Below are 25,807 nucleotides of genomic sequence, written 5' to 3' on the forward strand. Positions count from 1 at the left end.
GCATGCTGACACTCACATCCCCCCAACTGGCCGCGCGCTGGCTCAAGGAGCGCGTGCAGGGTGCGCTGCATGCCGACAGCCGGCCGGTGGGCGCGGGCGACGGCTTCATCGCCTGGCCCGGCGCCGCGACCGACGGGCGCAAGCACGTGGCGGCGGCGCTCGCGCAGGGCGCCGTGGCTTGCCTGGTCGAGCACGAGGGCGTCGATGCGTTCGGCTTCGGCGACGACGACCGCATCGCGAGCTACCCGGGCCTGAAGGCCGCCACGGGCCCGATCGCCTCGGCCTTTTACGACAACCCCTCGGCGCTGCTCGACGTGCTGGCCGTGACTGGCACCAACGGCAAGACCTCCACCGCGTGGTGGCTGGCCGAATCGCTCTCCACGCTGCGTGCGGCCGGCGGCGTTCGCGCGATGCGGCCCGACGGCACCATGGAGCGCAGCGCGCCGTCGCCTTGCGCCGTGATGGGCACGCTGGGCATCGGCGTGCCGCCCGAGCTCACCTACACCGGCCTCACCACGCCCGACCCCGTGATGATGCAGGGCGCATTGCGCGACCTGGTCGAGCGCGGCTTCGGCGCCTGCGCCATCGAGGCCTCGTCGATCGGCATCGCCGAACGCCGGCTCGACGGCGCGCAGATCGCGGTCGCGGTGTTCACCAACTTCACGCAGGACCACCTCGACTACCACGGCAGCATGGACGCCTATTGGGAAGCCAAGGCCGAGCTCTTCCGCTGGCCGGGCCTGCGCGCCGCGGTGATCAACATCGACGACATGCACGGCGCGAGCCTGTGCGCCAACCTCGTGGACGCCGGCATCGGCGCGCTCGACGTCTGGACGGTATCAGCGGACGGCAAGCCGGCACGCCTGGTGGCGCGCGACATCGGCTACGACGCACAGGGGCTGAAGTTCTCGGTGGCCGAGCAGGGCTCTGCGTCGGTCGAGCGACTCTCCACCGGCCTCATCGGCCAATACAACGTGGCCAACCTGCTGGGCGTGCTCGGCACGCTGCGCGCGCTGGGGCTGTCGCTCTCGCGTGCGGTGGCGGCCTGCGCCAACCTCACCAGCGTGCCCGGTCGCATGGAGCGCGTGAGTGTGGCGGGCCCCGCGCCGCTGGCGGTGGTCGACTATGCCCACACGCCCGACGCGCTCGACAAGGCGCTGGCCGGCTTGCGCCCGCTGGCGCAGCAGCGCGGCGGTGCGCTCTGGTGCGTGTTCGGCTGCGGCGGCGACCGCGATCCGATCAAGCGCCCGATGATGGCCGCCGTCGCCCAGCGCCAGGCCGACCATGTCGTCGTGACCAGCGACAACCCGCGCAGCGAGAAGCCCGACGCGATCATCAGCCAGGTGCTGCGCGGCCTCTCGCGCCCCGACGCCGCCCAGGTGCAGGCCGACCGCGCCGCCGCCATCGCCGACACGATCGCGCAGGCTGCGCCGCAGGACGTGGTGCTGATCGCCGGCAAGGGTCACGAGGCCTGGCAAGAGATTGCGGGCCAGCGCATTCCGTTCTCCGACAAGACCCATGCGCTGGATGCGCTGACGAAGCGGGGTGCGGCATGACCGACATGACGCCACTCGGTCTGACGCTCGCCCAGGCGCAGCAATGGATTCCCGGTTCCCGCCTCGTGGGCGACCCGGCAACGGTCATCGCACGCGTGCACACCGACACCCGCACGCTGGCGCAGGGCGACCTGTTCGTCGCGCTGAAGGGCGAGCGCTTCGACGCCAACGACTTCCTGGCGCAGGCGAAGGAAAAGGGCGCCATCGCAGCCATTGCCCACCACGGCCTCGAAGCTGCCGGCCTCGCCGGCCTCGAAGTGCCCGACTCGCTGGCCGCGCTCGGCGCGCTCGGCGCGGGCTGGCGCGCGCAATTCGAATTGCCGCTCATCGCCGTCACCGGCAGCAACGGCAAGACCACCGTCACGCAGATGATCGCGGCGATCCTCGTCGCCTTCCGCGCCGACCGCGCGCTGGCCACGGCCGGCAACTTCAACAACGAGATCGGCGTGCCGCTCACGCTGCTGCGCCTGCGGGCGCGCCACCAGCACGCGGTGCTGGAGCTGGGCATGAACCATCCGGGCGAGATCGCGCGGCTGGCCGCCCTCTCGCGCCCGACCATCGCGCTGGTCAACAACGCCCAGCGCGAGCACCAGGAATTCATGGCCAGCGTCGAAGCGGTGGCCATCGAGAACGCTGCCGTGTTCGCGGTGCTGCCCGACGAGGGCACGGCCGTCTTCCCCTACGGCGACACCTTCACCTCGCTGTGGACCGACATGGCGCACGACGGCGGCCCGCGCCGCTGCATGACCTTCGGCGAAGACGCGGGCGCCGACATCTCGCTCGACAGCGCCGAATGGACGCAGGGCTCCTGGGCCGTGCGCATCCGCACGCCGCTGGGCGTCTTCGACGCGCAACTGCACATCGCCGGCCGCCACAACGTGGGTAACGCGCTGGCGGCCACCGCCTGCGCGCTCGCAGCGGGCGTGCCGATCGAGCGCATCGCCGAGGGCCTGTCGGCCTTCGAGCCGGTCAAGGGCCGCTCCAAGGCGAGCGAGGTCGTGCTGTCGAACAAGCACACGCTCACGCTCGTCGACGACAGCTACAACGCCAACCCCGATTCGGTGATCGCCGCCATCGACGTGCTCGCGGGCCTGCCCGGTCCGCACCTGCTGGTGCTCGGCGACATGGGCGAGGTCGGCAACCGCGCTCCGGAGTTCCACGCCGAGGTCGGTGCGTGGGCGAAGCAGCGCGGCATCGAGGCCGTGTACACGCTCGGCACCGAGACCGCGCACACCGTCGCCGCTTTCCAGGATGCGGACAACGGCCGTCATTTTTCCGACTACGAAGCGCTCCATGCCGCCGTGCTCGCCCGCCTGCCGCTGGTCGGCAGCGTGCTCGTCAAGGGCTCGCGCTTCATGAAGATGGAACGCGTGGTGCAGGCCATCGGCGATCTTGTCCAGTCACATCCCAAAACAACAAAAGGAGGCCGGTCATGACGCATGAGCCGCGCGACACATCATGCTGCTGAGCCTGGCCCAATGGCTGCAGACGCTCTCGCCCGAGTTCGGGTTCTTGCGCGTCTTCCAGTACCTCACCTTCCGCGCGCTGATGGCCGCGGTGACCGCACTCGTGGTCGGCCTGGTGGCCGGCCCGTACGTGATCCGCCGCCTCGCCGCACTCAAGATCGGCCAGCCGGTGCGGGGCTATGGCATGGAAACGCACCTCACCAAGAGCGGCACGCCCACCATGGGCGGCGTGCTGGTGCTGTTCGCCATCGCCTTCGCGACGCTGCTGTGGTTCGACATTTCGAACCGCTTCGTGTGGATCGTGCTGTGGGTCACCATGGGCTTCGGCGCCATCGGCTGGGTCGACGACTGGCGCAAGGTGGTGCGCAAGGACCCCGAGGGCATGCGCTCGCGCGAGAAGTATTTCTGGCAGTCGGTGGTCGGCCTGCTTGCGGGCTTCTACCTGCTCTTCAGCATTTCGGAGAGCTCCAACTGGCGCGTGCTGCAGCTGTTCTTCGCCTGGGTGCAGTCGGGCTTCGACCTCGACTTCCCGCCCAAGATCAACCTGCTGGTGCCTTTCTTCAAGGAAGTGAGCTACCCGCTCGGCGGCATCGGCTTCGTGATCCTCACGTACCTGGTGATCGTGGGCGCGAGCAACGCGGTGAACCTGACCGACGGCCTGGACGGCCTGGCGATCATGCCGGTGGTGATGGTGGGCTCGGCGCTGGGCGTGTTCGCCTACGTCACGGGCAGCGCGGTGTACTCCAAGTACCTGCTGTTCCCCAACATCCCGGGCTCGGGCGAACTGCTGGTGTTCTGTTCGGCCATGGCCGGCGCGGGCCTGGCGTTCCTCTGGTTCAACACGCACCCTGCGCAGGTCTTCATGGGCGACGTGGGCGCGCTCGCGCTCGGCGGCGCGCTGGGCACCATCGCGGTCATCGTGCGCCAGGAGATCGTGTTCTTCATCATGGGCGGCATCTTCGTGGTCGAGGCGATCTCGGTGATGGCGCAGGTCATGTACTTCAAGTACACGAAGAAGCGCTACGGCGAAGGCCGCCGCGTGCTCAAGATGGCGCCGCTGCACCACCACTTCGAGAAGAGCGGCTGGCGCGAGACGCAGGTCGTGGTGCGCTTCTGGATCATCACGATGCTGTTGTGCCTCGTGGGCCTTTCGACCTTGAAGCTGCGCTGAGAAACACCGATGCGCCATCTGAAAGATCTCCCCGTCCTCATCCTCGGCCTCGGTGCGTCCGGGCTGGCGATGACGCGCTGGTGCGCGCGCCACGGAGCGATCGTGACCGTGGCGGACACGCGCGAGGCGCCCGCCGCGCTCGCGACGCTGCAGGCGGAGTTGCCCGAGGTGAGCTTCATCGGCGGGCCATTCTCGGCCGCGCTGGTCGAGGGCACGCCGATTCGCGCGGTGTATCGCTCGCCGGGGTTGTCGCCCGCGACCATTGCGCCGGTCGTCGACGCGGCACGCGCCGTGGGGCTGACGGTCGGCGGTGAGCTCGATCTCTTCGCGCGCGCGCTGCTGGACCTGCGGACGGTTGAAGTGCCGGTGGTGGAAGTCGCCGAGCCCGAGCCTCAAGCCGCAGTCGAGCCCGTTGCAGAAGTCCCTGCAGAACCCCCACTGCCCGAAGCGCAGGCCGAACTGCCCTTGACGGTCGAGCCGACGGAAGCCGCATCCGTGGAAGCGGCGGAAGTCCTCGCCGCACCGGAAGTGCCGGCAGCGATGGAAGAACAGGCCGAAGCCGAGGCGGCCGCGCCTGCCGAGACGACCGAAGTCGCCGAAACGGCTGAAGTGCCAGCGCAAGCCGCCGAGCCCGTTCCGGCAGCCGAAAGCACGGACGCCGCCGAACCGACCGAACCCGCAACTTCCGCGATGGCCGAAGCGATGCCGCGCGATCCTTCGTTGAGCGTTGCGGTCTCGCCGCCCGCGGAAGAAGCAGCACCGGCTGCAGAAGCCGCGGCAGCCACCGATGCCGCACCCGAAGCGACGACGCCAGCAGTTCTTCCGCCCGCCACCGGCTCGCGCCTGCCCGCCACCGGCAAGCCCTACGTCCCCACGGCCGCCCGCGAGGCCGCCGACTTCGTCGCCAAGATCGCCGAACTCTCCGCCACCAACCCGGCCTCCGCCGCGGTGGAGGAAGAGCCGACGGCCCAGCTGCCCCTGGTGCCGATCGAAGAACCGCCCGCACCCAAGGGCTACACCCCTGCGGTGCTCGCCGTCACCGGCACCAACGGCAAGACCACCGTCACCGCGCTCGCCGGCCAACTGGTGGAGCGCGCCGGCAAGACCGTGGCTGTGGCCGGCAACATCGGCCCGACGCTGCTCGATACGCTCGCCGCGCACATCGACGCTGAGACGCTGCCCGATGTCTGGGTGCTCGAACTCTCCAGCTTCCAGCTGGACGGCGTGCAGGGCTTCGAGCCGACCGCCGCCACCGTGCTCAACCTCACGCAGGACCACCTCGACTGGCACGGCGACATGCCGGCGTACGCGGCCGCGAAGGCGCGCATCTTCGGCGCGCAGGGCCTGATGATCCTCAACCGCGACGACGCCGGCGTGATGGCCATGCTGCCGCCGCCCGTCAGGGTGAAGCTGCAGCGCCCGCAGATCCGTGCGCACGTCACCTTCGGTAGCGCGATGCCGACGCGTCCGGGGGACTACGGCATCGAGCGCATCAACGGCGTCGCCTGGCTGGTGCGCGCGCTCGAAGCCGACGAAACGCAGAAGCGCAAGCGCGGCGCGGTGGTCGAAGAAGAAATCTTCTTCCAGCGCCTGATGCCCGCCGACGCGCTGCGCATCCGCGGCCGCCACAACGCCATGAACGCGCTGGCCGCGCTCGCACTCGCCACCGCCGCCGACTGCCCGCTGGGCCCGATGCTCTACGGCCTGCGCGAATACCGCGGTGAGCCGCACCGCGTGGAGCCGGTTGCGCTGATCGACGACGTGGAGTACTTCGACGACAGCAAGGGCACCAATGTCGGCGCGACGGTCGCCGCGCTGAACGGCCTGGGCGAAGACCGCCGCCGCGTGGTCGTCATCCTCGGCGGCGAAGGCAAGGGCCAGGACTTCGAACCGCTCGCCGCGCCCGTGGCCCGGTACGCACGCGCCGTCGTGCTCATCGGCCGAGACGCGCCGCTGATCGAGGCCGCACTGGCGAACACCGGCGTCTCGCTGATGCATGCCGCCTCGATGGACGAGGCCGTGCAGCTCGCCGCCGCGCGCGCCAACCCGGGCGATGCCGTGCTGCTGTCACCGGCCTGTGCGAGCTTCGACATGTTCAACGACTACGAACACCGCGCCGAGGTGTTCCGCGAAGCCGTGCAGGTGCTCGCGGACAACCCGCGCGGCATGTCGGCCGACGGTTCGTCGCCGGAGGAAACGCTGTGAACTCCGCTGCTGCAGGCACCTCGACGCCGGACACCCGCACCGGCCGCTTCGGCGGCTTGTTCAGGCGCGCCCGCAGCGGCATCGATTCGCTGCCCGTGCACCTGCCGGTGCGGCTGGGCGGCGCCGGCATCTCGCAGACCAAGGCCACGCCGATGCGCGTGCTGGGCTTCGACCAGGCGCTGGTGTGGGTCACCGTGGCCCTGCTGACCTGGGGCCTGGTGATGGTGTATTCGGCCTCCATCGCGCTCCCCGACAACCCGCGCTTCGCGCGCGCCGGCTACAGCGCCTCGTTCTTCCTCACGCGGCATGCGGCCTCGGTGGCGTTCGCCTTCATCGCGGCGCTGCTGGCCTTCCAGATCCCGATGAAGACCTGGGAGCGCGCCGCGCCCTGGCTCTTCGTGGCCTCGCTGCTGTTGCTGGTGGCGGTGCTCATTCCGCACATCGGCATCAACGTGAACGGCGCGCGCCGCTGGCTGCCGATGGGCTTCATGCGCTTCCAGCCTTCGGAGCTGGCGAAGCTCGCGATGGTGCTCTACGCCGCCAGCTACATGGTGCGCAAGATGGAGATCAAGGAGCGCTTCTTCCGCGCCGTGCTGCCGATGGGCATCGCCGTGGTGGTGGTCGGCATGCTGGTGATGGCCGAGCCCGACATGGGCGCGTTCATGGTGATCGCGGTGATCGCCATGGGCATCCTGTTCCTGGGCGGCGTGAACGCGCGCATGTTCTTCGTGATCGCCGCGCTGGTGGTGGTGGCCTTCGGCACCATCGTCGCGAGCAGCCCGTGGCGCCGCGAGCGCATCTTTGCGTACCTCGACCCGTGGAGCGAGGAGCACGCGCTCGGCAAAGGCTACCAGCTGTCGCACTCGCTGATCGCCATCGGGCGCGGCGAGATCTTCGGCGTGGGCCTGGGCGGCAGCGTCGAGAAGCTGCACTGGCTGCCCGAAGCGCACACCGACTTCCTGCTCGCCGTGATCGGCGAGGAATTCGGCCTCGTCGGCGTGCTGCTGATCATCGGCCTCTTCCTCTGGCTGACCCGCCGCGTCATGCACATCGGCCGCCAGGCGATCGCGCTGGACCGCGTGTTCTCGGGCCTCGTGGCCCAGGGCGTCGGCGTGTGGATCGGCTTCCAGACCTTCATCAACATGGGCGTGAACCTCGGTGCGCTGCCGACCAAGGGCCTGACCCTGCCGCTGATGAGCTTCGGTGGATCGGCGATCCTGATGAACATGGTGGCGCTGGCGATCGTGCTGCGCATCGATTACGAAAACCGCGTTCTCATGCGCGGAGGCCGCGTATGAGGACGTGGTTTCGCCACAACCGTGTCAGCGCGCAGCGCTGCGGCGCGTATGCGCCGCTCATGCGCGGAGGGCGCGTATGACCGGCAGGACCGCACTCGTCATGGCCGGCGGCACCGGCGGCCACATCTTCCCGGGCCTCGCCGTGGCCGAGGCACTGCGCGAGCGCGGCTGGCGCGTGCACTGGCTGGGCGCGCCCGGCAGCATGGAAGAAAAGCTCGTGCCGTCGCGTGGCTTCGCCTTCGAGCCGGTGCAGTTCGGCGGCGTGCGCGGCAAGGGCCCGCTCACATTGCTCCTGCTGCCGTTGAAGTTGCTGCGCGCCTTCTGGCAGAGCTTTCGCGTGGTGCGCCGCGTGAAGCCCGATGTGCTGGTGGGCCTGGGCGGCTACATCACCTTTCCGGGCGGAATGATGGGCGTGCTGCTCAACAAGCCGCTGGTGCTGCACGAGCAGAACTCGGTCGCGGGCTTGGCCAACAAGGTGCTGGCGGGCGTGGCCGACCGCGTGTTCACCGCCTTCCCGAATGTGCTGAAGAAGGCGCAGTGGGTCGGCAACCCGCTGCGGGCGGCGTTCACTTCGCAGCCCGATCCGGCCACGCGTTTCGCGGGCCGCACGGGTCCGCTCAAGCTGCTGGTCGTGGGCGGCAGCCTCGGCGCGCGCGGCCTCAACACCGTGGTGCCGCAGGCGCTGGCCCGTATCGAGCCGGGCACGCGCCCGCAGGTGCTGCACCAGAGCGGCGCCAAGCAGATCGACGAACTGCGCGCCAACTACACGGCCGCGGGTGTCGAAGGCGAACTCACGCCGTTCATCGAAGACACGGCGCAGGCCTATGCCGACGCCGACATCATCGTCGCGCGCGCCGGCGCCAGCACCGTCACAGAAATCGCGGCCGTCGGCGCAGCAGCGCTGTTCGTGCCATTCCCCTCGGCGGTCGACGACCACCAGACCACCAATGCGCGCTTCCTCGTGGACGCGGGCGGCGGCTGGCTGGTGCAGCAGGCAGCCCTCACTCCTGAATTGCTGGCTGATTTGCTACAGAACACCGAGCGCACCGCGCTGATCGAGAAGGCCGCCAAGGCCAAGACCATGCAGAAGACCGAAGCCGTGGAAGCGGTGGTCCGCGCCTGCGAGGAGCTTGCCAAATGAAGCACGCGATTCGTCACATCCACTTCGTCGGCGTCGGCGGTTCTGGTATGAGCGGCATTGCCGAAGTGCTGCTCAACCTGGGCTACAAGATCACCGGCTCCGACCTGTCCGACAGCGCCACGCTGCGCCGGCTCGCGGGCCTGGGCATCGGCACCTTCGTGGGCCATGCGGCCGCGCACATCGAGGGCGCCGACGCGGTCGTCACCTCGACCGCCGTGCAATCGGACAACCCCGAGGTGCTGGCCGCGCGCGAAAAGCGTATTCCGGTCGTGCCGCGCGCGCTGATGCTGGCCGAACTGATGCGCCTGAAGCAGGGCATCGCCATTGCAGGCACACACGGCAAGACCACCACCACCAGCCTCGTGGCGAGCGTGCTCGACGCCGCCGGGCTCGACCCGACCTTCGTGATCGGCGGGCGCCTGAACAGCGCCGGCGCGAATGCGCAGCTGGGCAGCGGCGACTACATCGTGGTCGAGGCCGACGAGTCGGACGCCTCGTTCCTGAACCTGCTGCCCGTGATGGCGGTGGTCACGAACATCGATGCCGACCACATGGAGACCTACGGGCACGACTTCGCGAAGCTGAAGAAAGCCTTCGTCGACTTCCTGCACCGCATGCCGTTCTACGGCGTGGCCATTCTCTGCACCGACGATCCGGCGGTGCGCGACATCGTGGCCGACGTCACCTGCCCGGTCACCAGCTACGGCTTCGGCGAGGACGCGCAGGTGCGCGCGGTCGACGTGCGCGCGGTTGGCGGCCAGATGCATTTCACCGCGCAGCGCCGCAATGGCGTGACGCTGCCGGACCTGCCCATCGTGCTGAACCTGCCGGGCGAGCACAACGTGCGCAATGCGCTGTCGGTGATCGCGGTGGCGGTGGAACTCGGCATTCCCGACGAAGCGGTGCAGCGCGGCCTGGCCGGCTTCAAGGGCGTGGGCCGCCGCTTCCAGAGCTATGGCGAGGTGCGCGTGCCGGGCGGTGCCGGCAGCTTCACCGTGATCGACGACTACGGCCACCACCCGGTCGAGATGGCGGCCACCATTGCCGCGGCGCGCGGCGCGTTCCCGGGCCGCCGGCTGGTGCTGGCCTTCCAGCCGCACCGCTACACCCGCACGCGCGACTGCTTCGAGGATTTCGTGAAGGTCATCGGCACGGCCGATTCGGTGCTGCTCGGCGAGGTCTATGCCGCCGGCGAGGCGCCCATCGTGGCGGCCGACGGCCGCACGCTGGCGCGCGCGCTGCGCGTGGCCGGCAAGGTCGAGCCGGTGTTCGTCGACGACATCGCGGCCATGCCGCAGGCCGTCCTGGACAACGCCCGCCCGGGCGACGTCGTGCTGTCCATGGGCGCCGGCTCCATCGGCGCGGTGCCCGGCAAGGTGGTCGAACTCGGCGGCGCTGCGACCGCAGCACCGGCGTCGGCGGCCGCGCCATCGTCAACAACATCGGAGCGCGTCTCGCGCAAGGGGAGGGCATCGTGAGCCTTCAGGATCCAAAACTCTTCGGCAAGGTTGCCGTGCTGTTCGGCGGTACCTCGGCCGAGCGCGAAATTTCATTGATGTCCGGCAACGGCGTGCTCGAAGCCCTGCGCTCTCGCGGCGTCGATGCGCATGCCTTCGATCCGGCCGACCGCGAACTGGTCGAACTCAAGCGTGAAGGGTTCGCGCGCTGCTTCGTCGTGCTGCACGGCCGGCACGGCGAGGACGGCACGGTGCAAGGTGCGCTCGAACTGCTCGGCATTCCCTACACCGGCTCGGGCGTCATGGCCTCGAGCGTGGCGATGGACAAGGTCATGACCAAGCGCATCTGGCAGGCCGACGGCCTGCCGACGCCCAAGTACGTGCGCCTGGCCTTCGACCAGCAAAGCCGCGAGCAGATCATGGTGGTGCCCGACGTGCTGGGCCTGCCGCTGATCGTGAAGCCGCCGCGCGAAGGATCGTCCATCGGCGTGACCAAGGTCGAGGGCTATTCGCAGATGCAGGATGCGGTCACGCTCTCGGCGAAGTACGACGCCGACGTGCTCTGCGAGGAGTTCATCGAAGGCGAGGAAGTGACCTGCGCCGTGCTCGGCCAGGGGCTCGATGCGCGCGCGCTCCCGGTGGTGCGCATCGCCGCGCCCGAAGGCGCTTACGACTACCAGAACAAGTACTTCACCGACGACGTGAAGTACCAGTGCCCGAGCGGCCTGCCGGCCAACGAGGAGCACGAGATCCAGCGCATCACGCTGGCCGCGTACCACACGCTCGGCTGCCGCGGCTGGGGCCGCGCCGACGTGATGATCCGCGCCAGCGACCGCAAGCCCTTCCTGCTCGAGATGAACACCTCGCCCGGCATGACCAGCCATTCGCTGGTGCCGATGTCGGCGCGTGCGGCGGGCATCCCTTACGAAGAGCTGTGCCTGCGCGTGCTGGCCTCCGCTTCGCTGGATGCCAGGGGAGGAGCGCAATAGCCATGGCCGACAGCATCCAGGCGCCCTTCGACGTCAAGCTCATGAACATCGTGGCGAACCTCGCGTTCGTGGCGGTGGCGCTCATGCTGCTTGCCGCGGGCGCGTGGTGGGTGCTGCGCCAGCCTTTCTTCCCGCTCGCGGGGATCAAGGTGGACGGCGAAGTGACGCACAACAACGCGGTCACGCTGCGCGCCAACGTGGCGCCGCAGCTCTCGGGCAACTTCTTCACCATCGACCTGGCGCGTGCGCGCACGGCCTTCGAGGCGGTGCCGTGGGTGCGCAGCGCGGTGGTGCGGCGCGAGTTCCCGAACAAGCTGCGCGTGACGCTGACCGAGCAGGTGCCGGTGGCCAGTTGGGGCGACGAGGCGGGCTCGAAGCTCATCAACGGTTTTGGCGACGTGTTCGAGGCCAACGTGGCCGAGGTGGACGACAACCTGCCGCGCCTGGACGGCCCGATCGAGCAGGCCGGGCAGGTGCTCGGCATGTACCGCGTGCTCGCACCGCAGTTCCAGCCCTACGACTTCGGCATCGACGAGCTCACGCTGTCCAGCCGCGGCAGCTGGAAGGTGGTGCTGGACAGCGGCGCGCAGATCGAGCTGGGGCGCGGGCAGAGCGAGGAAGTGTCGGCGCGGCTGCAGCGCTTTCTGAAGACCGTGACGCAGGTCGCGGGCCAGTACCACCGCACGGTGGCCGATGTCGAAGGCGCCGATCTGCGCCACAACGACGCGTATGCATTGCGGCTGCGCGGCGTCACCACGGTCTCGCCAGAGGCCCCAAGAAAAATCAAGTAGCGCTCATCGAGGAATCGAGGACATATTTCAATGCCTAAAGAATACAAAGACCTGGTCGTAGGACTCGACATCGGAACCGCCAAGGTCATGGTGGTGGTGGCCGAGGTGCTGCCCGGTGGCGAGCTCAAGCTCGCGGGCCTGGGCATCGCGCCGAGCAATGGCCTCAAGCGCGGCGTGGTGGTGAACATCGACGCCACGGTGCAGAGCATCCAGCAGGCGCTGAAAGAGGCCGAGCTGATGGCCGACTGCAAGATCAGCCGCGTCTACACCGGCATCACCGGCAGCCACATCCGCGGCATCAATTCGAGCGGCATGGTGGCGGTGAAGGACAAGGAAGTGACGCCCGCCGACGTGGCCCGCGTGGTGGAGACCGCGCGCGCGATCAACATCTCGAGCGACCAGCGCCTCTTGCTGGTGGAGCCCCAGGAGTTCGTGATCGACGGCCAGGACGTGAAGGAGCCGATCGGCATGAGCGGCATGCGGCTGGAAGCCAAGGTGCACATCGTGACCGGTGCGCAGAGCGCGGCCGAGAACATCATCAAGTGCGTGCGCCGCTGCGGGCTGGAGGTCGACCAGCTGATGCTGAATCCGCTGGCCTCGAGCCAGGCGGTGCTGACCGAGGACGAACGCGAACTGGGCGTGGTGCTGGTGGACATCGGCGCGGGCACGACCGACGTGGCGATCTTCACCAACGGCGCGATCCGCCACACGGCGGTGATCCCGATCGCGGGTGACCTCATCACCAGCGACATCGCGATGGCGCTGCGCACGCCCACCAAGGACGCGGAAGACATCAAGGTCGAGAGCGGCTATGCCAAGCAGCTGCTGGCCGACCCGGACCAGCAGGTGGAAGTGCCTGGCCTGGGCGACCGCGGTCCGCGCATGCTGAGCAAGCAGGCGCTGGCCGGCGTGATCGAGCCGCGCATCGAGGAGATCTTCTCGCTGGTGCAGCAGGTGGTGCGCGAATCGGGGTACGAAGAGGTGCTCTCTTCGGGCGTGGTGCTCACCGGCGGCAGCGCGGTGATGCCCGGCATGGTCGAGCTCGGTGAAGACATCTTCCTGAAGCCCGTGCGCCGGGGCATCCCGAAGTATTCGAGCGCGTTGTCCGACATGGTGGCGCAGCCCCGTGCGGCTACCGTCATGGGGCTGCTCGAAGAAGCGCGCTTCGCACGCATGCGCGGCTTCAAGGTCGCGCAGAAGAACGGGTCGGTAAAGACTGCGTTCGGACGTTTCAAGGACTTCATCGTGGGGAACTTCTGACCATGAACCACTCCCCACTCTGGCTAGCTCGCGGCAGTCCGCCGTTGCATTTCAACGAGCGATGGCGACGAACAGGTCCACCATCGTGACGGCGCTCTCGTTGAACACGTCACGGCAAAAGAATTATTCATAGATACATAACGGCAACTGCAATATTCAAGGAGTTAGAAATGACCATCGAAATGATCGAAGTCGAAGAATTCAATCAAGGCACGCAGATCAAGGTGATCGGCGTCGGCGGCGGTGGCGGCAATGCAGTCGCCCACATGATGGAGCGTGGTGTGCAGGGCGTGCAGTTCGTGTGCGCCAATACCGACGCGCAGGCGCTCACCCGCAGCAACGCGAACAAGATCATCCAGCTGGGCACCAGCGGCCTGGGCGCCGGAAGCAAGCCCGACAAGGGCCGTGAAGCCGCGGAGCTCGCGGTGGACGAGATCCGCGCGGCCATCGACGGCGCGCACATGCTGTTCATCACCGCCGGCATGGGTGGCGGCACGGGCACCGGCGCTGCGCCGGTGATCGCGCGCATCGCCAAGGAAATGGGCATCCTCACCGTGGGCGTGGTGACCAAGCCCTTCGACTGGGAAGGCGGCCGCCGCATGAAGAACGCGGACGACGGCCTGGCCGAACTCGAAGCCAATGTCGATTCGCTGATCGTGGTGCTCAACGAGAAGCTGCTCGACGTGCTCGGCGAGGACATCACCCAGGACGAAGCCTTCGCGCACGCCAACGACGTGCTCAAGAACGCCGTGGGCGGCATCTCGGAAATCATCAACGAGTACGGCGGCGTGAACGTCGACTTCGAAGACGTGCGCACCGTGATGGGCGAGCCGGGCAAGGCCATGATGGGCACGGCCGCGGCCGCAGGCCCGGACCGCGCGCGCATCGCAGCCGAACAGGCCGTGGCCTGCCCGCTGCTCGAAGGCATCGACCTCTCGGGCGCCAAGGGCGTGCTGGTGCTGGTGACGGCATCGAAGGGTTCGCTGAAGCTGAACGAATCGAAGCTCGCGATGAACACCATCCGCGCCTACGCCTCGCCCGACGCGCATGTGATCTACGGCGCCGCCTACGACGAAGCCCTGGGCGACGAAATGCGCGTGACCGTGGTGGCCACGGGCCTGTCGCGCGCGGACGCACGCCGCCAGGCGCCGACGCTGGAAGTCATTCGCACCGGCACCGACAACATCCCGTTCAACGTGCCCACCATGGGGGGCGTCGGCCACACCAGCGGTCACGGCGGCGGCGGCAACCAGCCGAACTACGACGGCATGGCCGTTCCCAGCGTGTGGCGCACCAACCGCACGATGGCTGCGGCCAAGGTGGATGCGCTGTCGTCGGGTGGCATGGACGATTTCGAAATTCCCGCATTCCTGCGCCGTCAAGCTGATTGACGGAAAGCGACCGAACGCAGAGGGCACGAAGGTTCGCAAGGGGTACAGGGAAGACCTGAAAGGGACTTCCGCTGGCTCTAGGCGCTGCGTTCACTTCGTGCCCTTTGCGTCCATCGCCCAGATTGCGTAGAACCGATGTCTATCGCTGCCATAGCGAGGGGATTAGGCCGTCACGCCCGTGGCGCGCCTAAAATCCCCGGCGTGCTGCAACAACGAACCCTCAAGTCGATCAGCCGCGCCGTGGGCGTGGGGCTTCACAGCGGGCAACGCGTGGAACTGACCCTGCGACCGGCCCCGGCCGACACGGGCATCGTGTTCCGCCGCGTCGACCTGCCTGAACCCGTTGAAATCCGCATGACCGCCGAAGCGGTCACCGACACGCGCCTTGCCTCGACGGTCTCGACCGGCGGCGCGAAGGTGCAGACGGTCGAGCATTTGATGTCGGCCTGCGCCGGCCTCGGCATCGACAACCTCTACATCGACATCACGGCCGACGAAGTGCCGATCCTCGACGGCTCGGCTTCGTCCTTCGTGTTCCTGCTGCAAAGCGCGGGCATCGAACTGCAGAAGGCGCCGCGGCGCTTCATCCGCGTGACCCGCAAGGTCGAGGTGCGCGAAGGCGAAGGCGCCAACGAGAAGTGGGCGAGCCTGGAGCCCTACCACGGCTACAAGCTGAGCTTCGAGATCGACTTCGATCACCGCGTGGTCAATTCCACCGGCCAGCGTGTGGAATTCGACCTCGGCACCGATTCGTACAGCCGCGACATCGCGCGTGCGCGCACCTTCGGCTTCACGAAAGAAGTCGAGTACATGCGCAGCAAGGGCCTCGCCCTTGGCGGAGGTCTCGACAACGCCATCGTGATGGACGACACCAAGGTGCTCAATGCCGGCGGCCTGCGCTACGACGACGAGTTCGTGAAGCACAAGATCCTCGATGCGATGGGCGACCTCTACATCATCGGCAAGCCGCTGCTCGCGGCCTACACGGCCTTCCGCTCGGGCCATGCGCTCAACAACAAGCTGCTGCGCGAACTGCTGGCGAACAGCGATGCCTACGAGGTCGTGACCTTCGACGACGAGAAGCGCGCACCGCGCGGCTTCGGCGAAGTGGCGCGGGCCTGGTAGGTCGCCGCGCTCCGGACGATGCTCCTCTTTCGCTGGGCGATCCTGTTTCTGCTGCTGGTGGCCGGCGTGTCGTTCGCGTTCTATGCGGGCACCGGGCAGGCGAAGTACCGGCGCGTCGGCTGGATCGTGCTCAAGTGGACGCTGCTCGCGGCTTTCGGCTTCTTCGCGGTGCTGATCGCCGAGCGCGTGGCCTAGTTTTTTCTTCTCCGTTCGCATGTCCGGAAACGGCATGCGGGACGGGAGGCGCGGGCGCACGATGGCGCCATGAACACACAGCCTGCACAGCCCACGAGGAATCCGTTCGGCGTCCAGGATGCCCCGGACCCGGACGGCCCCGATGTGGAGGAATTCGCCGACAGCGTCGAGCTGAGTGGCAGCAACGATGATCCGGATGCGCAGCCATGGGGATCGATCGACGATGAGGTGCCCGACTCGATCGCGGGCGCGTGGTCCAGCCGATGGAACGGCGGCGCGGACCCGACCATCTGTGGCGACACCGCACAGGCCTGGAAGGAAGGCAAGGCGATGGTCAAGGTGGCCGGCGGCCGCTTCTACCTGATGTTCGACTGGGGCAACGGCGAACGCCATGCCTTGCTCGATGTCCGCTACATCGCACCCGACACGCTGGTGGGCCGCTACATCAACCTCAGCAGCCCGGACATCGCGCGCCCCTGGGTCGGGATGATCGTGGACAACCGGCGCATCGACGGACGCTGGACCAACGGGCGCCTGGACTTCCGCAGATAGTCAGTCAGCGCGAACGCCCTTGCCGGTAGGTGCCGGCATGCGTCTTCGACAACTCCGCGGCCTGAGCCAGCCGAGCCATCGACCGCCCCACCTGCGCATGCGTGATCGCGATGCCCAGTGCGTCGGCCGCGTCGGCGCCGGGCAATCCGGGCAGGTCGAGCAACCGCTTCACCATCTCCTGCACCTGCGCCTTGGCGGCTTGGCCGTGGCCCGCGACGGCCTTCTTCATCTGCAGCGCGGTGTATTCGGCCACCGTGAGATTGCTGTTCACCAGCGAGGTCACGCAGGCGCCGCGCGCCTGTCCCAGCAGCAGCGTCGACTGCGGATTGACGTTCACGAAGATGATTTCGACCGCCGACGCATCGGGCTGGTAACGCGCCGCGATTTCCGCGATGCCGTCGAACAGCACCTTCAGGCGCGCCGGCAGGTTGCCGGTGCCCAGGTGCCGGGTGTTGATGGTTCCGCTGGCCACGTAGCGCAGCGCGTGGCCGTCCGCATCGACCACGCCGAAGCCGGTGGTCGTCAAGCCGGGGTCGATGCCGAGAATGCGCATGTCTGTCAGGCGTTGAAGTACCAGCGGATCGAATGGAAGAATATCGGCGCCGCGAAGCACAGCGCATCGACCCGGTCCAGCAGCCCGTTCGCACCCGTCACGCCCACGCCCTTCTTGCCCCAGTTCGGAATGCCTCGGTCGCGCTTGAGCGCCTTCATCACCAGGTGCCCCATCGAGCCCGCGATGCAGGCGATGACCGACACCGCGAGCGCTTGCCCGAACTTGAATGGGGTGATGAACGAGAACAGCGCGCCCACCAGGCTCGCGACCACGATGCCGATGCCCCAGCTGGTCCAGTTGAAGCTGCGGCTCACGTTGGGCGCGAACGGCGCACGCTGCGTGCGGCGCGAGATGAGGTGCTGCACCAGCACCGAGGTCTGCACCACGAACACCAGGAAGAACACGAGGAACGCGCTCTTGCCCTCGTACCCCGGAAAGCTCAGCAGCAGCAGCGCCGGCACATGGCTCATGCCGTAGACGCAGACCATGATCCCCCACTGCAGCTTGGCGTTGCGTTCGAGGAAATGGCTGGGGTCGTTGGCCAGCGCGCTCGCCACCGGGATTGCGAGGAACACGTAGACCGGGATGAACACGGTGAAGAGGTCGAAGCGCGCCGTGGCCACCAGCCAGAACTGGATCGGCAGCACCACGAAGAACGCGAGGATCAGGCTGCGGTGGTCGCCGCGCCGCGTGGGCGAGAGCGTGATGAACTCGCGCAGCGCGAAGAACGAGATCAGCGCGAAGAGCACCGTGGCCACCGTCTCGCCCAGCGCCCAACCGATCCAGAAGATCACCACCATGAACCAGGTGGTGCCCAGCAGCGCGCGGAAGTGCGCGAGCTCGGCCTGCCAGGTGGCGTCGTGCACCGGGTTGCGCTTTTCCCTGAAGCTCAGGAAGAAGGCGGTGGTGCTGATGATCACCAGCACGCCGAACACGATGAGGAACAGGGCCGCGACCTGCTGGGTCGGGGTGAGGCTGCGCAGGAACTGGTTCATGTCAGATATCGCGCAATGCGATCACCGCGGCACGCGCGCGGTCGAGGAAAGGGCGGCGCTCTTCGCCTTCTTCGACGCGCAGCGGCGCGCCGAAGGTAACGGAGCAAAGAATGGGCACCGGCACGATCTCGCCCTTGGGCATGACGCGCTGCACGTTGTCGATCCAGGCCGGCACGAGCACCACGTCGGGGAACATCGTCGCGAGCGTGTAGAGGCCGGACTTGAACTTCTGCGGCTCACCCGTGTGGCCGCGCGTGCCTTCGGGAAAGATGATGATCGAGTCGCCGCTGCGCAGCGCTTCGACCAATGGCGCGAGTGGATCGGATACAGGCGCTGCGGGTTCGGTCGGCGGTGCCGGCTCTGCCGCGGGTGCCGGCGTCTCGACGGGCGGCGCAGGGGGTGGCGGCGCAGGAAGGTCGAGCACGCCTTGCAGTTCGTTCACGGTCTCGGTGCGCGGCGTGGCCGGCAGCAGCGGCTCCATCGAAGGCTCGATGCGCTCGATGGGCGCGGCAACAACGGCGAATGCGGGTGCCGGCGCGACTGGTTCGGGCGCGGCAGGTGCAGCAGGCGCCGTGGCCGCGCGCTCCACATACACCGCGTTGAACACTTCCGTCGTGATCCAGCGCTTGAACGGCGTGTTGGCCCAGTAGTCGCGCGCCGCGATCGGCCGGGTGATGCTGCGCAATTCCTCGGGCAGTGCCGCCCAGATCATCACGAGGTCGGCGTGGCTCTGGTGATTGGCGAAATAGATGCGCTGTTCGGCCTTCGGTGGACAGCCGTACCAGCGCGCCTGCGCGCCAGTGAGCAACCGGACGATTCCCAACAACAACCAACCTGTGAGCTTTGCCAGCATATGGGCGCGATGATACGGGCCATGCGATGGCGATTCGATCCTCTTTCACTGGTGTGGGCGGTGGCCCTGTTCATTGTTCTTGCGCTGCTGGCCACCGTCGGCGCGCGTTGGGGGTGGCTGCGAAGTTTCTTCGGCGATGTGCTGGCGGTGGTGTGGGTCTACTTCGTCTTCAAGACCTTCATCGCGGCGCGCGTGCTGCCGCTCGCGCTGGCCGCGCTCGGCGTGGGCTACGCCGTGGAGTTGGGGCAGTTCCTCGCGTCCGCCTGGCACCTGCACATTCCGAACCGCGCCCTGCGCATCGTGCTCGGCAGCACGGCCGACTGGTGGGACGTGGTGGCCTACACGATCGGCTTCGCGGCTGTGCTGGCCATCGAGGCACTGCGCGCCAGGATCAGGGCAGTTCGGCCGACGACATCCGCGCCATGACCGTCGATGCCCGCCCGCTGAGGTAAGGCGAGCCGGGCTTGCGCTCGAAGAACTTGGGGCTCGGCAGCATCACCGCGAGGCGTGCGGCTTCGTTCGCGCTCAGGCGCGAAGCGGGCTTCCTGAAGTAGTACTGCGATGCAGCCTCGGCACCGAACACGCCTTCGCCCCACTCGACGTTGTTCAGATAGATCTCCAGGATGCGGCGCTTGTCGAGAAACACCTCGAGCAGCGTCGCGAGCACCAGCTCCTGGCCCTTGCGCAGCATCGTTCGCTCGCCCGAGAGCAGCAGGTTCTTCGCGAGCTGCTGCGTGATGGTGGAGCCGCCGCGCAGGCGCACCGGCTGCATCGGCTTGCCGCGCGCCACGGCGCGGGCGGCGCGCTTGGCGGCAAGCTCCTCGGCCTTGGCGTTGCGCTGGCGCGCGCGTTCGATGGCCTCCCACTCCACGCCGTTGTGATCGACGAAGCCGGCGTCTTCGCTCGCGATGACGGCGCGCTTGAGCGTGTCGTTGATCTGCGCATACGGCACCCACTCCTGGCGCCAGCCGCCCTCGCTGCCCTTGTGGATGGCGACCTGCCAGGCCTCGGAGCGCTGGAAGGCGGTGCTCTGCGGATCGATGACCGCCATGGCCGCGATGCGCACGACAAAGAAGAGTTCGAGCGCAAGGCCCGCCACCACGAGGCAGGCGACGAGGCGCAGCACGGCCTTCATTTTTTCAGTGACCCGCGGCGAGCGATGCGCGCAGTTCCGCCAGCACCTGTGCCGACGGCGGGCGCACGCCGCGCCAGATCCCGAACGATTCGGCCGCCTGCTCGACCAGCATGCCGAGCCCGTCGCGGGGGACGGCGCCGTGCGCTTCGGCCCATGCCATGAAGCCCGCCGCTGCAGGCCCGTACATCATGTCGACCGCCAGCGCGCCGGGGCGCAGCACCTGCGCGCTCACCGGCACCGCATCGCCCGCCAGGCTGGAGGCGGTGGCGTTGACCACCACGTCGAAGCTGCCCGGCACCTCGTCGAGCGCCCAGGCTTCGAGCGTCGCACCGTGGCCAAGCGCGAGTGCGGCATGGCGCCGGACCACCGCGACCGCCTTGTCGATGGTGCGGTTGGCCACCACGATGCGCGAGGCGCCGGCGTCGAGCAGCGGGCCGAGCACGCCGGCAGCGGCACCGCCAGCGCCGATCAGCAGCAACTCCTTGCCCGCCAACGGCACGCCCGCGTTGTGGACGATGTCGTTGACCAGGCCGATGCCGTCGGTGTTGTCCGCATGGATGCTGCCGTCGGCCTCGAAGCGCAGCGTGTTGACCGCCTGCGCAAGCGTGGCTCGCTCGCTGGTGTGCTGCGCCAGGGCGGCAGCTTCGAACTTGAAGGGCACGGTGATGTTGCAGCCGCGCGCGCTGTCGCCGCGCTCGGCGGCTTCACGGCGGAATGCGGCGATGCCTTCGGCGAAGGCTCCGATTGGAATCAGCCGGCGGCCATAGTCCATCTGCTGGCCGCAGAGTTCGGCAAAGCGGGCATGGATGCGCGGCGAGCGGCTGTGCTCGACGGGGTTGCCCATGACGCAGTACAGGTCCATCGCTGCGCCTTGCCGTTTATTGGGAGATTTCCATCGTGCCGTCGCGCGCGAAGCGGAACGTGCCCTGGATCACCATCTGGTCGGCCTGCTCCTGGCGCATCGCGCTCGTGAACTTGCCGAAGTTGCCGGTGCTGCGAACGATGGCCTGCGCCCGGCGGTCGAGCGCGATGTTGCCCGAGCTCTGGTCGACCACGGTGGCGAGCACGTTGCCGTCGAAGTTGACGGTCACGGTCATCTTCAGTTCGCCGTACAGCTTCTTGCCGGCCAGCTCGGGGAAGTTTTCCGCGGCGCGCGCCTCGACACGGCGCAGCATGGTGTCCACGTACACCGCGAACGCGGCCTCGCGCGTGGAGGGGCTGACGTAGCGCTTCTTGGGGCGCGAGTTCTCTTCGTTCACGCGGCGCTCGATCTGGGCCAGCAGCTCGACCATCTGGCGGCGCTTTTCTTCCTGCGCGGCGGCTTCGGTCGGGTCGCCCGCGTTGCGCGGATCGCGCACCGGCATCGCGGCGATGTCGCGCTTGAGCTGCGTGATCATCTGCATCTGCTCGGCCTGCAGGGCGTCGACCTGCTTGCGTGCGTCTTCGAACGAATCGCCCACCGCGGTGAAGCTGGACGGCGGCAGCGGGCTGGTCGCGCGCCCCTTGTCGAGGTCGCCGCCGCCCGCGAGCGAGGTCTGCGCCATCAGCCTGGCGTTCGCGTCGGGCCGCTCCTTGGTCTTGCTGTTGACCAGGATCACCTCGAGCGGCGTGTCGGTGAACGCGCGGTTGAACGCCTCGGGATCGACGAAGCGCACCGCCAGCAGCGCGGCATGCGCAATGACCGACACGCCCAGGGCAATCTGCAGCGTGCTGAGGTCCTTGAAGTTCATTCTCGAAACTCCTCCAGGGGCTGCATTTCTCCGGACGTGTCGCCGAAGTTCATGCAGGTGTGTTTTCCGGCGCGGCCTCGCTGTCGCTCAGGTCGACGGCAATGGCGATCGGGCCGGCGACTTCTTCTTCGTCCTCGCCGCTCTCGTCCTCGGCCGAGGCATCGGCCTTCGGCGTGTCGAGGCGTTCGAGCACGGTGCCGTTCACGTCGAGCGCGATCTCGTCGATCTCGCCGAGCTTCACGCGCAGGCGAGCGCCGCGTTCCTGCTGGCCCGCGACCGGGAACACCAGCGGCAGCGCATCGGCACGCACCAGCGCGCCGTTGGGGATGTCCTTGATGACCGTCGCTTCGAGTTCGGTGATGCCGTTCTGCTGCAGGTACTTGAGCGTCCAGAAGCGTTCCATGCCGCCCTGGTAGCCGTTGTACGTTGCATAGGCCGCATCGAAGCCCGAGAGGATCGAGAACAGGTCGGCGTCCTTCGGCTTGAAGGGCGCGGCCAGCGCGGCGGTCTTGCCGTGGCGGGCGGCCGCGATGATCTGCCACTGGTTCACGAGGTCGGTGTAGCGGCGCAGCGGCGAGGTGCTCCACGCATAGCTCTTCACGCCCAGGCCCGCATGCGGCAGCGCGCGCGTGCCCATGCGCACCTTGATGCCGGGCGCCAGGCTCGCCTGGCTGCGGTAGAGCCCGGGCACGCCGAGTTCGCCAAGCCAGCCGCCCCAGCTGCTGTTGGCCAGGATCATCGCTTCGGAGACGATCAGGTCGAGCGGCGCGCCGCGCTGGCGCGTCGTGATCTGCACCTGCTCGTTGCCGGTGGGTTCGTTGCCGTCGTTGCCGACAAGGCGGAAGTTGTAGTCGGGCCGGTTGAAGTTCTCGGGCTTGCCGCGCACCACTTCGCGCTGCGCCTTCAACTGCTTCGCGAGGCGGAACAGGAAGGAGAGCGGCGCGCGCAGGTTCGCGGCGGCTTCGGGCGTGTCGGCGCTCGTGACTGCGGCATCTTCGAGCCAGGGTTGCGTGACGACGCTGTCGAGCTGGTCGTGGCGCAGGTTGGCGACGATGGGCACGCGTTCGAGCTTGGTCTCGGTGCCCTGCAGCTCGAGCGTGGCTTCGTCGAAGCGCGCATAGAGCGATACGGCCGGACGGTCGGCGCCTTCGAGCAGCGTGTAGGTGTTGACCACCTCGTCGGGCAGCATCGTGATCTTGTAGCCCGGCATGTAGACCGTCGACATTCGCGCGCGCGCCACGTTGTCGATGGCACTGCCGGGCGTGAGCGCCAGGGCCGGCGCCGCGATGTGGATGCCGACCGTGACGGAGCCGCTGCCCAGGCCCTGCACTGAGAGTGCGTCGTCGATTTCGGTGGTCTGCGAATCGTCGATCGAGAAGGCCTGCACGCCCGTGGCGACGGGCAGGTCGTCCACGATGGCCGGTGCGGCGAGCGCGGGGAAGCCGTGGCCCTTGGGGAAGTTCTCGAACAGAAAGCGCCGCCAGTGGAACTGATAGGGCGAATCGATTGCGCCGGCGCGCTCCAGCAGGTCGAGCGGCGGGCGCTGCGTGGCGCGCGCGGCATCGACCACGGCCTTGTATTCGGGGGCGTTCTTGTCGGGCTTGAACAGGATCTTGTAGAGCTGCTCGCGGATCGGCGGCGGGCACAGGCCCTCGGCCAGTTGCCCGGCCCATTCGACGATCTGCGCCTGGATGACTTTCTTCTTCTCGATGGCGGCGAGCGCCTGCTGCACGATTTCGGCCGGCGCCTTCTTGAAGCGCCCCTTGCCCGCGCGGCGGAAGTAGTGCGGCGCCTCGAAGAGCGCGAACAGCGCGGCGGCCTGCTGGGCCAGCGTGGGCTTGTCGCTGAAATAGTCGGCGGCCAGGTCGGCGAAACCGAATTCACCCTCGGCCGCGAATTCCCAGGCCAGGTCGAGGTCCATCGCAGCGGCGAGCGCGCGCGCCTCGGCGATCAGCTCGGCCGGGGACGGCTTCTCGAACCGCAGAACGATGTTGGCGCCCTTGACCTTGACGCGCTTGCCGGTCTCGAGCTCGACCTGCGCCGAGGCTTCGGCCTCCGACAGGACACGGCCGCCGAGGTACTTGCCGGCTTCTTCAAACAATACAAACATAGACGCGGATTGTCCCATGCTGGGGATAGGCTCTCCCCCAGACTTGCCCACTTCGTGTGGCCGCCAACCCCCTTCCGGGGGCAACACCTGCGGCCCGGCAGAGCCGGTTCCGCGGTGTTCCTGGAATTCAGACAGGGTTGATGAACGCCATGACGTCGTCGAGGTGCGCCGTCTCGAAATCCGACAGTGCATGGTCGCCGCCTTCCAGCAGCTTGATGTTGCTGTCGGGGTAGCGCGCCGACATCTCGTGCCAGTCGAGCGCCTCGTCGCCCTTGGCGATGATGGCGAAGACGCGCTCGGGCCGCGTGAGCGCGCCGACTTCCATGGCGCGCAATTCGTGGATGTACTCGGGCCGGAAATAGAAATGCTCGGCCGGATCGTGCCAGGCGGTCTGGGCGCCGATGTAGCGGGTGAGGTCGCGCGCCGGATGCACGGCCGGGTTGAGCAGCACCGCGCGGCAGCGCGTCATGCCGGCGACGTAGGTGGCATAGAAGCCGCCGAGCGACGAGCCGATCACGGCCATCGACTTGCGCGGCCAGTGGGCGATGCCCTTCATCACCATGTCGATGGCGTCGTGCGGCGAGGGTGGCAGCTGCGGGCACCACCACTGCAGGTTCGGATGCGCCTGGGCCACCCGTTGCGCCACGAGCCGCGCCTTCGTCGAACGGGGCGAGGAGCGGAAGCCGTGCAGGTACAGCAGATGGGTGGTTTGCAGGTCCATGGGGGGAAGGGCGGGAAGGTGCGAACGCCGCATCTCGGTGGCGCAGGCGCAGTGATTCTGCATGAGGTCCGTGCCCGAAAAGCGGCTCGCGGGGTTCAAAAAACGGCGGCAAGGGCTTCTTGAGGGAAGCGATAAGTCATAACGACTTACAGCGCATGAACATCTCTCCGGCCTCAACCCTGCATCGGTCGCCTGACTGGAGCCTGAAAGTATTCATGGGCTGCTCCCTGTTGCCGGCGTTGCACGCACGGCGATGAACCCGTGGCAAAAAGAGAGAGAAAACGCCCCATTCTCGGGATGCGATCCGCACGGCGCATCCCATGAAAGCGGTATGCCCTGGAGGCATTCGGGGGAGCGCCGAGGCTTATGCTCCATCCCATGAACACAGAGGCACTGGATGACGGGACGCTGCGCCGGTGGGGCGTTCTCGTGGTCGAGGACGACAGCCGCGCGCGCGCCTTCTTCGAGGCGAGCGTGCAGCGCAGCCCGCGCCTTTTCTGGCTCGGCAGCGCGGGCACGGTGCAGGAGGCGCTGGGCTGGCTGGCGCGCACCGCGACGATCCCCGACGTCCTGCTGGTGGACCTGGGCATGCCCGACGGCACCGGCCTGGACGTGATCCGCGACGCCGTTGCGCGCTTTCCGGGTTGCGAGCCGCTGGTGGTGTCGGTCTTCGGCGACGAGGAGAACGTGCTCGCCAGCATCGAGGCCGGCGCGGTGGGCTACATCCACAAGGACGCCGCGCCCGAGGACATCGCGCAGACCATCGTGGAGATGAAGGCCGGCGCATCGCCGATCTCGCCCATGATCGCGCGACGGGTGCTGGCCAAGTACCGCAGCCTGCAATCGGCCAGCATCCTCGCCCCCGGCATCGCTGCTCCCGAGGCGGCCTTCGACGAGAACGAGCGCGGCCTGCTCTCCGCGCGCGAGCATGAGGTGCTGACGCTGATCGCCCGCGGCTTCTCGTACGCGGAGATCGCGCGGCTCAAGGGCCTGAGCGTGCATACGGTGCAGACCCACATCAAGAACCTCTACGGCAAGCTCGCGGTGCATTCCAAGAGCGAGGCGGTCTTCGAGGCCACGCGCCTCGGCCTGCTGCCTCACCCAGGCTGAGGA

General features: G+C 68.0%; 24 protein-coding genes. 16 read left to right on the top strand and 8 right to left on the bottom strand.

Features of this window, described 5'->3' with window-relative positions:
* Positions 1–2 precede the first annotated feature (2 nt).
* The 14 genes from M2282_RS14225 (at position 3) to M2282_RS14290 (ending at position 16,597) form a co-directional block, all read left to right on the top strand.
* Positions 3–1,556, top strand: coding sequence for a UDP-N-acetylmuramoyl-L-alanyl-D-glutamate--2,6-diaminopimelate ligase (locus M2282_RS14225; protein WP_280809419.1), 1,554 nt, complete (start codon positions 3–5; stop codon positions 1,554–1,556).
* Positions 1,553–2,992, top strand: coding sequence for a UDP-N-acetylmuramoyl-tripeptide--D-alanyl-D-alanine ligase (locus M2282_RS14230; RefSeq protein ID WP_280809420.1), 1,440 nt, complete (start codon positions 1,553–1,555; stop codon positions 2,990–2,992). Before M2282_RS14225 ends, M2282_RS14230 begins: the two co-directional genes overlap by 4 nt.
* 22 nt (positions 2,993–3,014) lie before the next feature.
* A complete protein-coding gene (mraY, locus tag M2282_RS14235; protein ID WP_176660166.1) occupies positions 3,015–4,193 on the top strand; it encodes a phospho-N-acetylmuramoyl-pentapeptide-transferase in 1,179 nt (392 codons plus the stop codon).
* A 9-nt stretch (positions 4,194–4,202) separates the two neighbouring features.
* Entirely contained in the window at positions 4,203–6,398 is a 2,196-nt protein-coding gene (murD, locus tag M2282_RS14240; RefSeq protein ID WP_280809421.1) for a UDP-N-acetylmuramoyl-L-alanine--D-glutamate ligase, read from the top strand.
* Positions 6,395–7,696: a putative lipid II flippase FtsW gene (gene ftsW, locus M2282_RS14245; RefSeq protein WP_432422902.1), complete on the top strand. Its 1,302-nt coding sequence runs from the start codon at positions 6,395–6,397 to the stop codon at positions 7,694–7,696. Before murD ends, ftsW begins: the two co-directional genes overlap by 4 nt.
* A 76-nt stretch (positions 7,697–7,772) precedes the next feature.
* The gene (gene murG, locus M2282_RS14250) at positions 7,773–8,837 is read left to right on the top strand and encodes an undecaprenyldiphospho-muramoylpentapeptide beta-N-acetylglucosaminyltransferase (protein WP_280809422.1); all 1,065 of its coding nucleotides are present in this window, start codon (positions 7,773–7,775) and stop codon (positions 8,835–8,837) included.
* Positions 8,834–10,315: a UDP-N-acetylmuramate--L-alanine ligase gene (murC, locus tag M2282_RS14255; protein WP_280809423.1), complete on the top strand. Its 1,482-nt coding sequence runs from the start codon at positions 8,834–8,836 to the stop codon at positions 10,313–10,315. The genes murG and murC overlap by 4 nt, the downstream gene beginning before the upstream one ends.
* Positions 10,312–11,283, top strand: coding sequence for a D-alanine--D-alanine ligase (locus tag M2282_RS14260; RefSeq protein WP_280809424.1), 972 nt, complete (start codon positions 10,312–10,314; stop codon positions 11,281–11,283). Before murC ends, M2282_RS14260 begins: the two co-directional genes overlap by 4 nt.
* 2 nt (positions 11,284–11,285) lie before the next feature.
* The gene (locus tag M2282_RS14265; RefSeq protein ID WP_280809425.1) at positions 11,286–12,074 is read left to right on the top strand and encodes a cell division protein FtsQ/DivIB; all 789 of its coding nucleotides are present in this window, start codon (positions 11,286–11,288) and stop codon (positions 12,072–12,074) included.
* Between the two features lie 30 nt (positions 12,075–12,104).
* Positions 12,105–13,334, top strand: coding sequence for a cell division protein FtsA (gene ftsA / locus M2282_RS14270; RefSeq protein ID WP_013539446.1), 1,230 nt, complete (start codon positions 12,105–12,107; stop codon positions 13,332–13,334).
* Positions 13,335–13,504: 170 nt separating this feature from the next.
* A complete protein-coding gene (gene ftsZ, locus M2282_RS14275; RefSeq protein ID WP_280809426.1) occupies positions 13,505–14,725 on the top strand; it encodes a cell division protein FtsZ in 1,221 nt (406 codons plus the stop codon).
* Positions 14,726–14,926: 201 nt separating this feature from the next.
* The gene (gene lpxC, locus M2282_RS14280) at positions 14,927–15,850 is read left to right on the top strand and encodes a UDP-3-O-acyl-N-acetylglucosamine deacetylase (RefSeq protein ID WP_280809428.1); all 924 of its coding nucleotides are present in this window, start codon (positions 14,927–14,929) and stop codon (positions 15,848–15,850) included.
* Between the two features lie 18 nt (positions 15,851–15,868).
* A complete protein-coding gene (locus tag M2282_RS14285) occupies positions 15,869–16,045 on the top strand; it encodes a hypothetical protein (protein ID WP_280809429.1) in 177 nt (58 codons plus the stop codon).
* 69 nt (positions 16,046–16,114) lie between these two features.
* Positions 16,115–16,597 (top strand): hypothetical protein, encoded by a 483-nt coding sequence (locus M2282_RS14290; RefSeq protein WP_280809430.1) that lies wholly within the window; start codon positions 16,115–16,117, stop codon positions 16,595–16,597.
* A 4-nt stretch (positions 16,598–16,601) separates the two neighbouring features.
* Here the strand turns inward: M2282_RS14290 and ruvC are convergent, their stop codons facing one another.
* From ruvC to M2282_RS14305, 3 genes are read right to left on the bottom strand one after another with little or no spacing between them, the layout of a single operon-like run.
* On the bottom strand, positions 16,602–17,150 hold the full coding sequence (ruvC, locus tag M2282_RS14295; RefSeq protein ID WP_280809431.1) for a crossover junction endodeoxyribonuclease RuvC: 549 nt from the start codon (positions 17,148–17,150) through the stop codon (positions 16,602–16,604).
* A 5-nt stretch (positions 17,151–17,155) separates the two neighbouring features.
* Positions 17,156–18,145: a phosphatidate cytidylyltransferase gene (locus M2282_RS14300; protein ID WP_280809432.1), complete on the bottom strand. Its 990-nt coding sequence runs from the start codon at positions 18,143–18,145 to the stop codon at positions 17,156–17,158.
* A gap of 1 nt (position 18,146) precedes the next feature.
* Positions 18,147–18,998 carry a lysophospholipid acyltransferase family protein gene (locus tag M2282_RS14305; RefSeq protein ID WP_280809433.1) on the bottom strand — a complete coding sequence of 284 codons (852 nt, stop codon included), beginning with the start codon at positions 18,996–18,998 and terminating at the stop codon, positions 18,147–18,149.
* Positions 18,999–19,007: 9 nt separating this feature from the next.
* Here M2282_RS14305 and M2282_RS14310 point away from each other — a divergent pair, with 9 nt between their 5' ends.
* A complete protein-coding gene (locus M2282_RS14310; RefSeq protein ID WP_280809613.1) occupies positions 19,008–19,424 on the top strand; it encodes a DUF2809 domain-containing protein in 417 nt (138 codons plus the stop codon).
* Here the strand turns inward: M2282_RS14310 and mtgA are convergent.
* The 5 genes from mtgA to M2282_RS14335 all read right to left on the bottom strand — a co-directional run bounded on the left by mtgA (position 19,390) and on the right by M2282_RS14335 (position 24,694).
* A complete protein-coding gene (gene mtgA, locus M2282_RS14315) occupies positions 19,390–20,133 on the bottom strand; it encodes a monofunctional biosynthetic peptidoglycan transglycosylase (RefSeq protein ID WP_280809434.1) in 744 nt (247 codons plus the stop codon). The genes M2282_RS14310 and mtgA overlap by 35 nt on opposite strands.
* Before the next feature lie 4 nt (positions 20,134–20,137).
* Entirely contained in the window at positions 20,138–20,995 is an 858-nt protein-coding gene (aroE, locus tag M2282_RS14320; protein WP_280809435.1) for a shikimate dehydrogenase, read from the bottom strand.
* A 16-nt stretch (positions 20,996–21,011) separates the two neighbouring features.
* Positions 21,012–21,863: an energy transducer TonB gene (locus M2282_RS14325; protein WP_280809436.1), complete on the bottom strand. Its 852-nt coding sequence runs from the start codon at positions 21,861–21,863 to the stop codon at positions 21,012–21,014.
* Between the two features lie 49 nt (positions 21,864–21,912).
* Complete coding sequence (locus tag M2282_RS14330; RefSeq protein ID WP_280809437.1) at positions 21,913–23,973, bottom strand: ribonuclease catalytic domain-containing protein; 2,061 nt, start codon at positions 23,971–23,973, stop codon at positions 21,913–21,915.
* Positions 23,974–24,100: 127 nt separating this feature from the next.
* Positions 24,101–24,694, bottom strand: a complete 594-nt coding sequence (locus M2282_RS14335; protein ID WP_280809438.1) for a YqiA/YcfP family alpha/beta fold hydrolase — start codon at positions 24,692–24,694, stop codon at positions 24,101–24,103.
* A gap of 366 nt (positions 24,695–25,060) precedes the next feature.
* On the opposite strand from M2282_RS14335, the gene M2282_RS14340 reads away from it, so the two are divergent.
* On the top strand, positions 25,061–25,804 hold the full coding sequence (locus M2282_RS14340) for a response regulator transcription factor (protein WP_280809439.1): 744 nt from the start codon (positions 25,061–25,063) through the stop codon (positions 25,802–25,804).
* The last annotated feature ends 3 nt before the right edge of the window (positions 25,805–25,807 follow it).

The sequence above is a fragment of the Variovorax boronicumulans genome (assembly GCF_029892485.1).
GTDB classification, from domain to species: domain Bacteria; phylum Pseudomonadota; class Gammaproteobacteria; order Burkholderiales; family Burkholderiaceae_C; genus Variovorax; species Variovorax boronicumulans_B.

Excerpts from the sequence above, each read along its gene's own strand:
- M2282_RS14225 (WP_280809419.1), top strand. The coding sequence starts at position 3 with ATGCTGACACTCACATCCCCCCAACTGGCCGCGCGCTGGCTCAAGGAG.
- M2282_RS14230 (WP_280809420.1), top strand. The coding sequence starts at position 1,553 with ATGACCGACATGACGCCACTCGGTCTGACGCTCGCCCAGGCGCAGCAA.
- mraY (WP_176660166.1), top strand. The coding sequence starts at position 3,015 with ATGCTGCTGAGCCTGGCCCAATGGCTGCAGACGCTCTCGCCCGAGTTC.
- murD (WP_280809421.1), top strand. The coding sequence starts at position 4,203 with ATGCGCCATCTGAAAGATCTCCCCGTCCTCATCCTCGGCCTCGGTGCG.
- murG (WP_280809422.1), top strand. The coding sequence starts at position 7,773 with ATGACCGGCAGGACCGCACTCGTCATGGCCGGCGGCACCGGCGGCCAC.
- murC (WP_280809423.1), top strand. The coding sequence starts at position 8,834 with ATGAAGCACGCGATTCGTCACATCCACTTCGTCGGCGTCGGCGGTTCT.
- M2282_RS14265 (WP_280809425.1), top strand. The coding sequence starts at position 11,286 with ATGGCCGACAGCATCCAGGCGCCCTTCGACGTCAAGCTCATGAACATC.
- ftsA (WP_013539446.1), top strand. The coding sequence starts at position 12,105 with ATGCCTAAAGAATACAAAGACCTGGTCGTAGGACTCGACATCGGAACC.
- ftsZ (WP_280809426.1), top strand. The coding sequence starts at position 13,505 with ATGACCATCGAAATGATCGAAGTCGAAGAATTCAATCAAGGCACGCAG.
- M2282_RS14285 (WP_280809429.1), top strand. The coding sequence starts at position 15,869 with ATGCTCCTCTTTCGCTGGGCGATCCTGTTTCTGCTGCTGGTGGCCGGC.
- M2282_RS14290 (WP_280809430.1), top strand. The coding sequence starts at position 16,115 with ATGAACACACAGCCTGCACAGCCCACGAGGAATCCGTTCGGCGTCCAG.
- ruvC (WP_280809431.1), bottom strand. The coding sequence starts at position 17,150 with ATGCGCATTCTCGGCATCGACCCCGGCTTGACGACCACCGGCTTCGGC.
- M2282_RS14300 (WP_280809432.1), bottom strand. The coding sequence starts at position 18,145 with ATGAACCAGTTCCTGCGCAGCCTCACCCCGACCCAGCAGGTCGCGGCC.
- M2282_RS14305 (WP_280809433.1), bottom strand. The coding sequence starts at position 18,998 with ATGCTGGCAAAGCTCACAGGTTGGTTGTTGTTGGGAATCGTCCGGTTG.
- M2282_RS14310 (WP_280809613.1), top strand. The coding sequence starts at position 19,008 with ATGATACGGGCCATGCGATGGCGATTCGATCCTCTTTCACTGGTGTGG.
- mtgA (WP_280809434.1), bottom strand. The coding sequence starts at position 20,133 with ATGAAGGCCGTGCTGCGCCTCGTCGCCTGCCTCGTGGTGGCGGGCCTT.
- aroE (WP_280809435.1), bottom strand. The coding sequence starts at position 20,995 with ATGGACCTGTACTGCGTCATGGGCAACCCCGTCGAGCACAGCCGCTCG.
- M2282_RS14325 (WP_280809436.1), bottom strand. The coding sequence starts at position 21,863 with ATGAACTTCAAGGACCTCAGCACGCTGCAGATTGCCCTGGGCGTGTCG.
- M2282_RS14330 (WP_280809437.1), bottom strand. The coding sequence starts at position 23,973 with ATGTTTGTATTGTTTGAAGAAGCCGGCAAGTACCTCGGCGGCCGTGTC.
- M2282_RS14335 (WP_280809438.1), bottom strand. The coding sequence starts at position 24,694 with ATGGACCTGCAAACCACCCATCTGCTGTACCTGCACGGCTTCCGCTCC.
- M2282_RS14340 (WP_280809439.1), top strand. The coding sequence starts at position 25,061 with ATGCTCCATCCCATGAACACAGAGGCACTGGATGACGGGACGCTGCGC.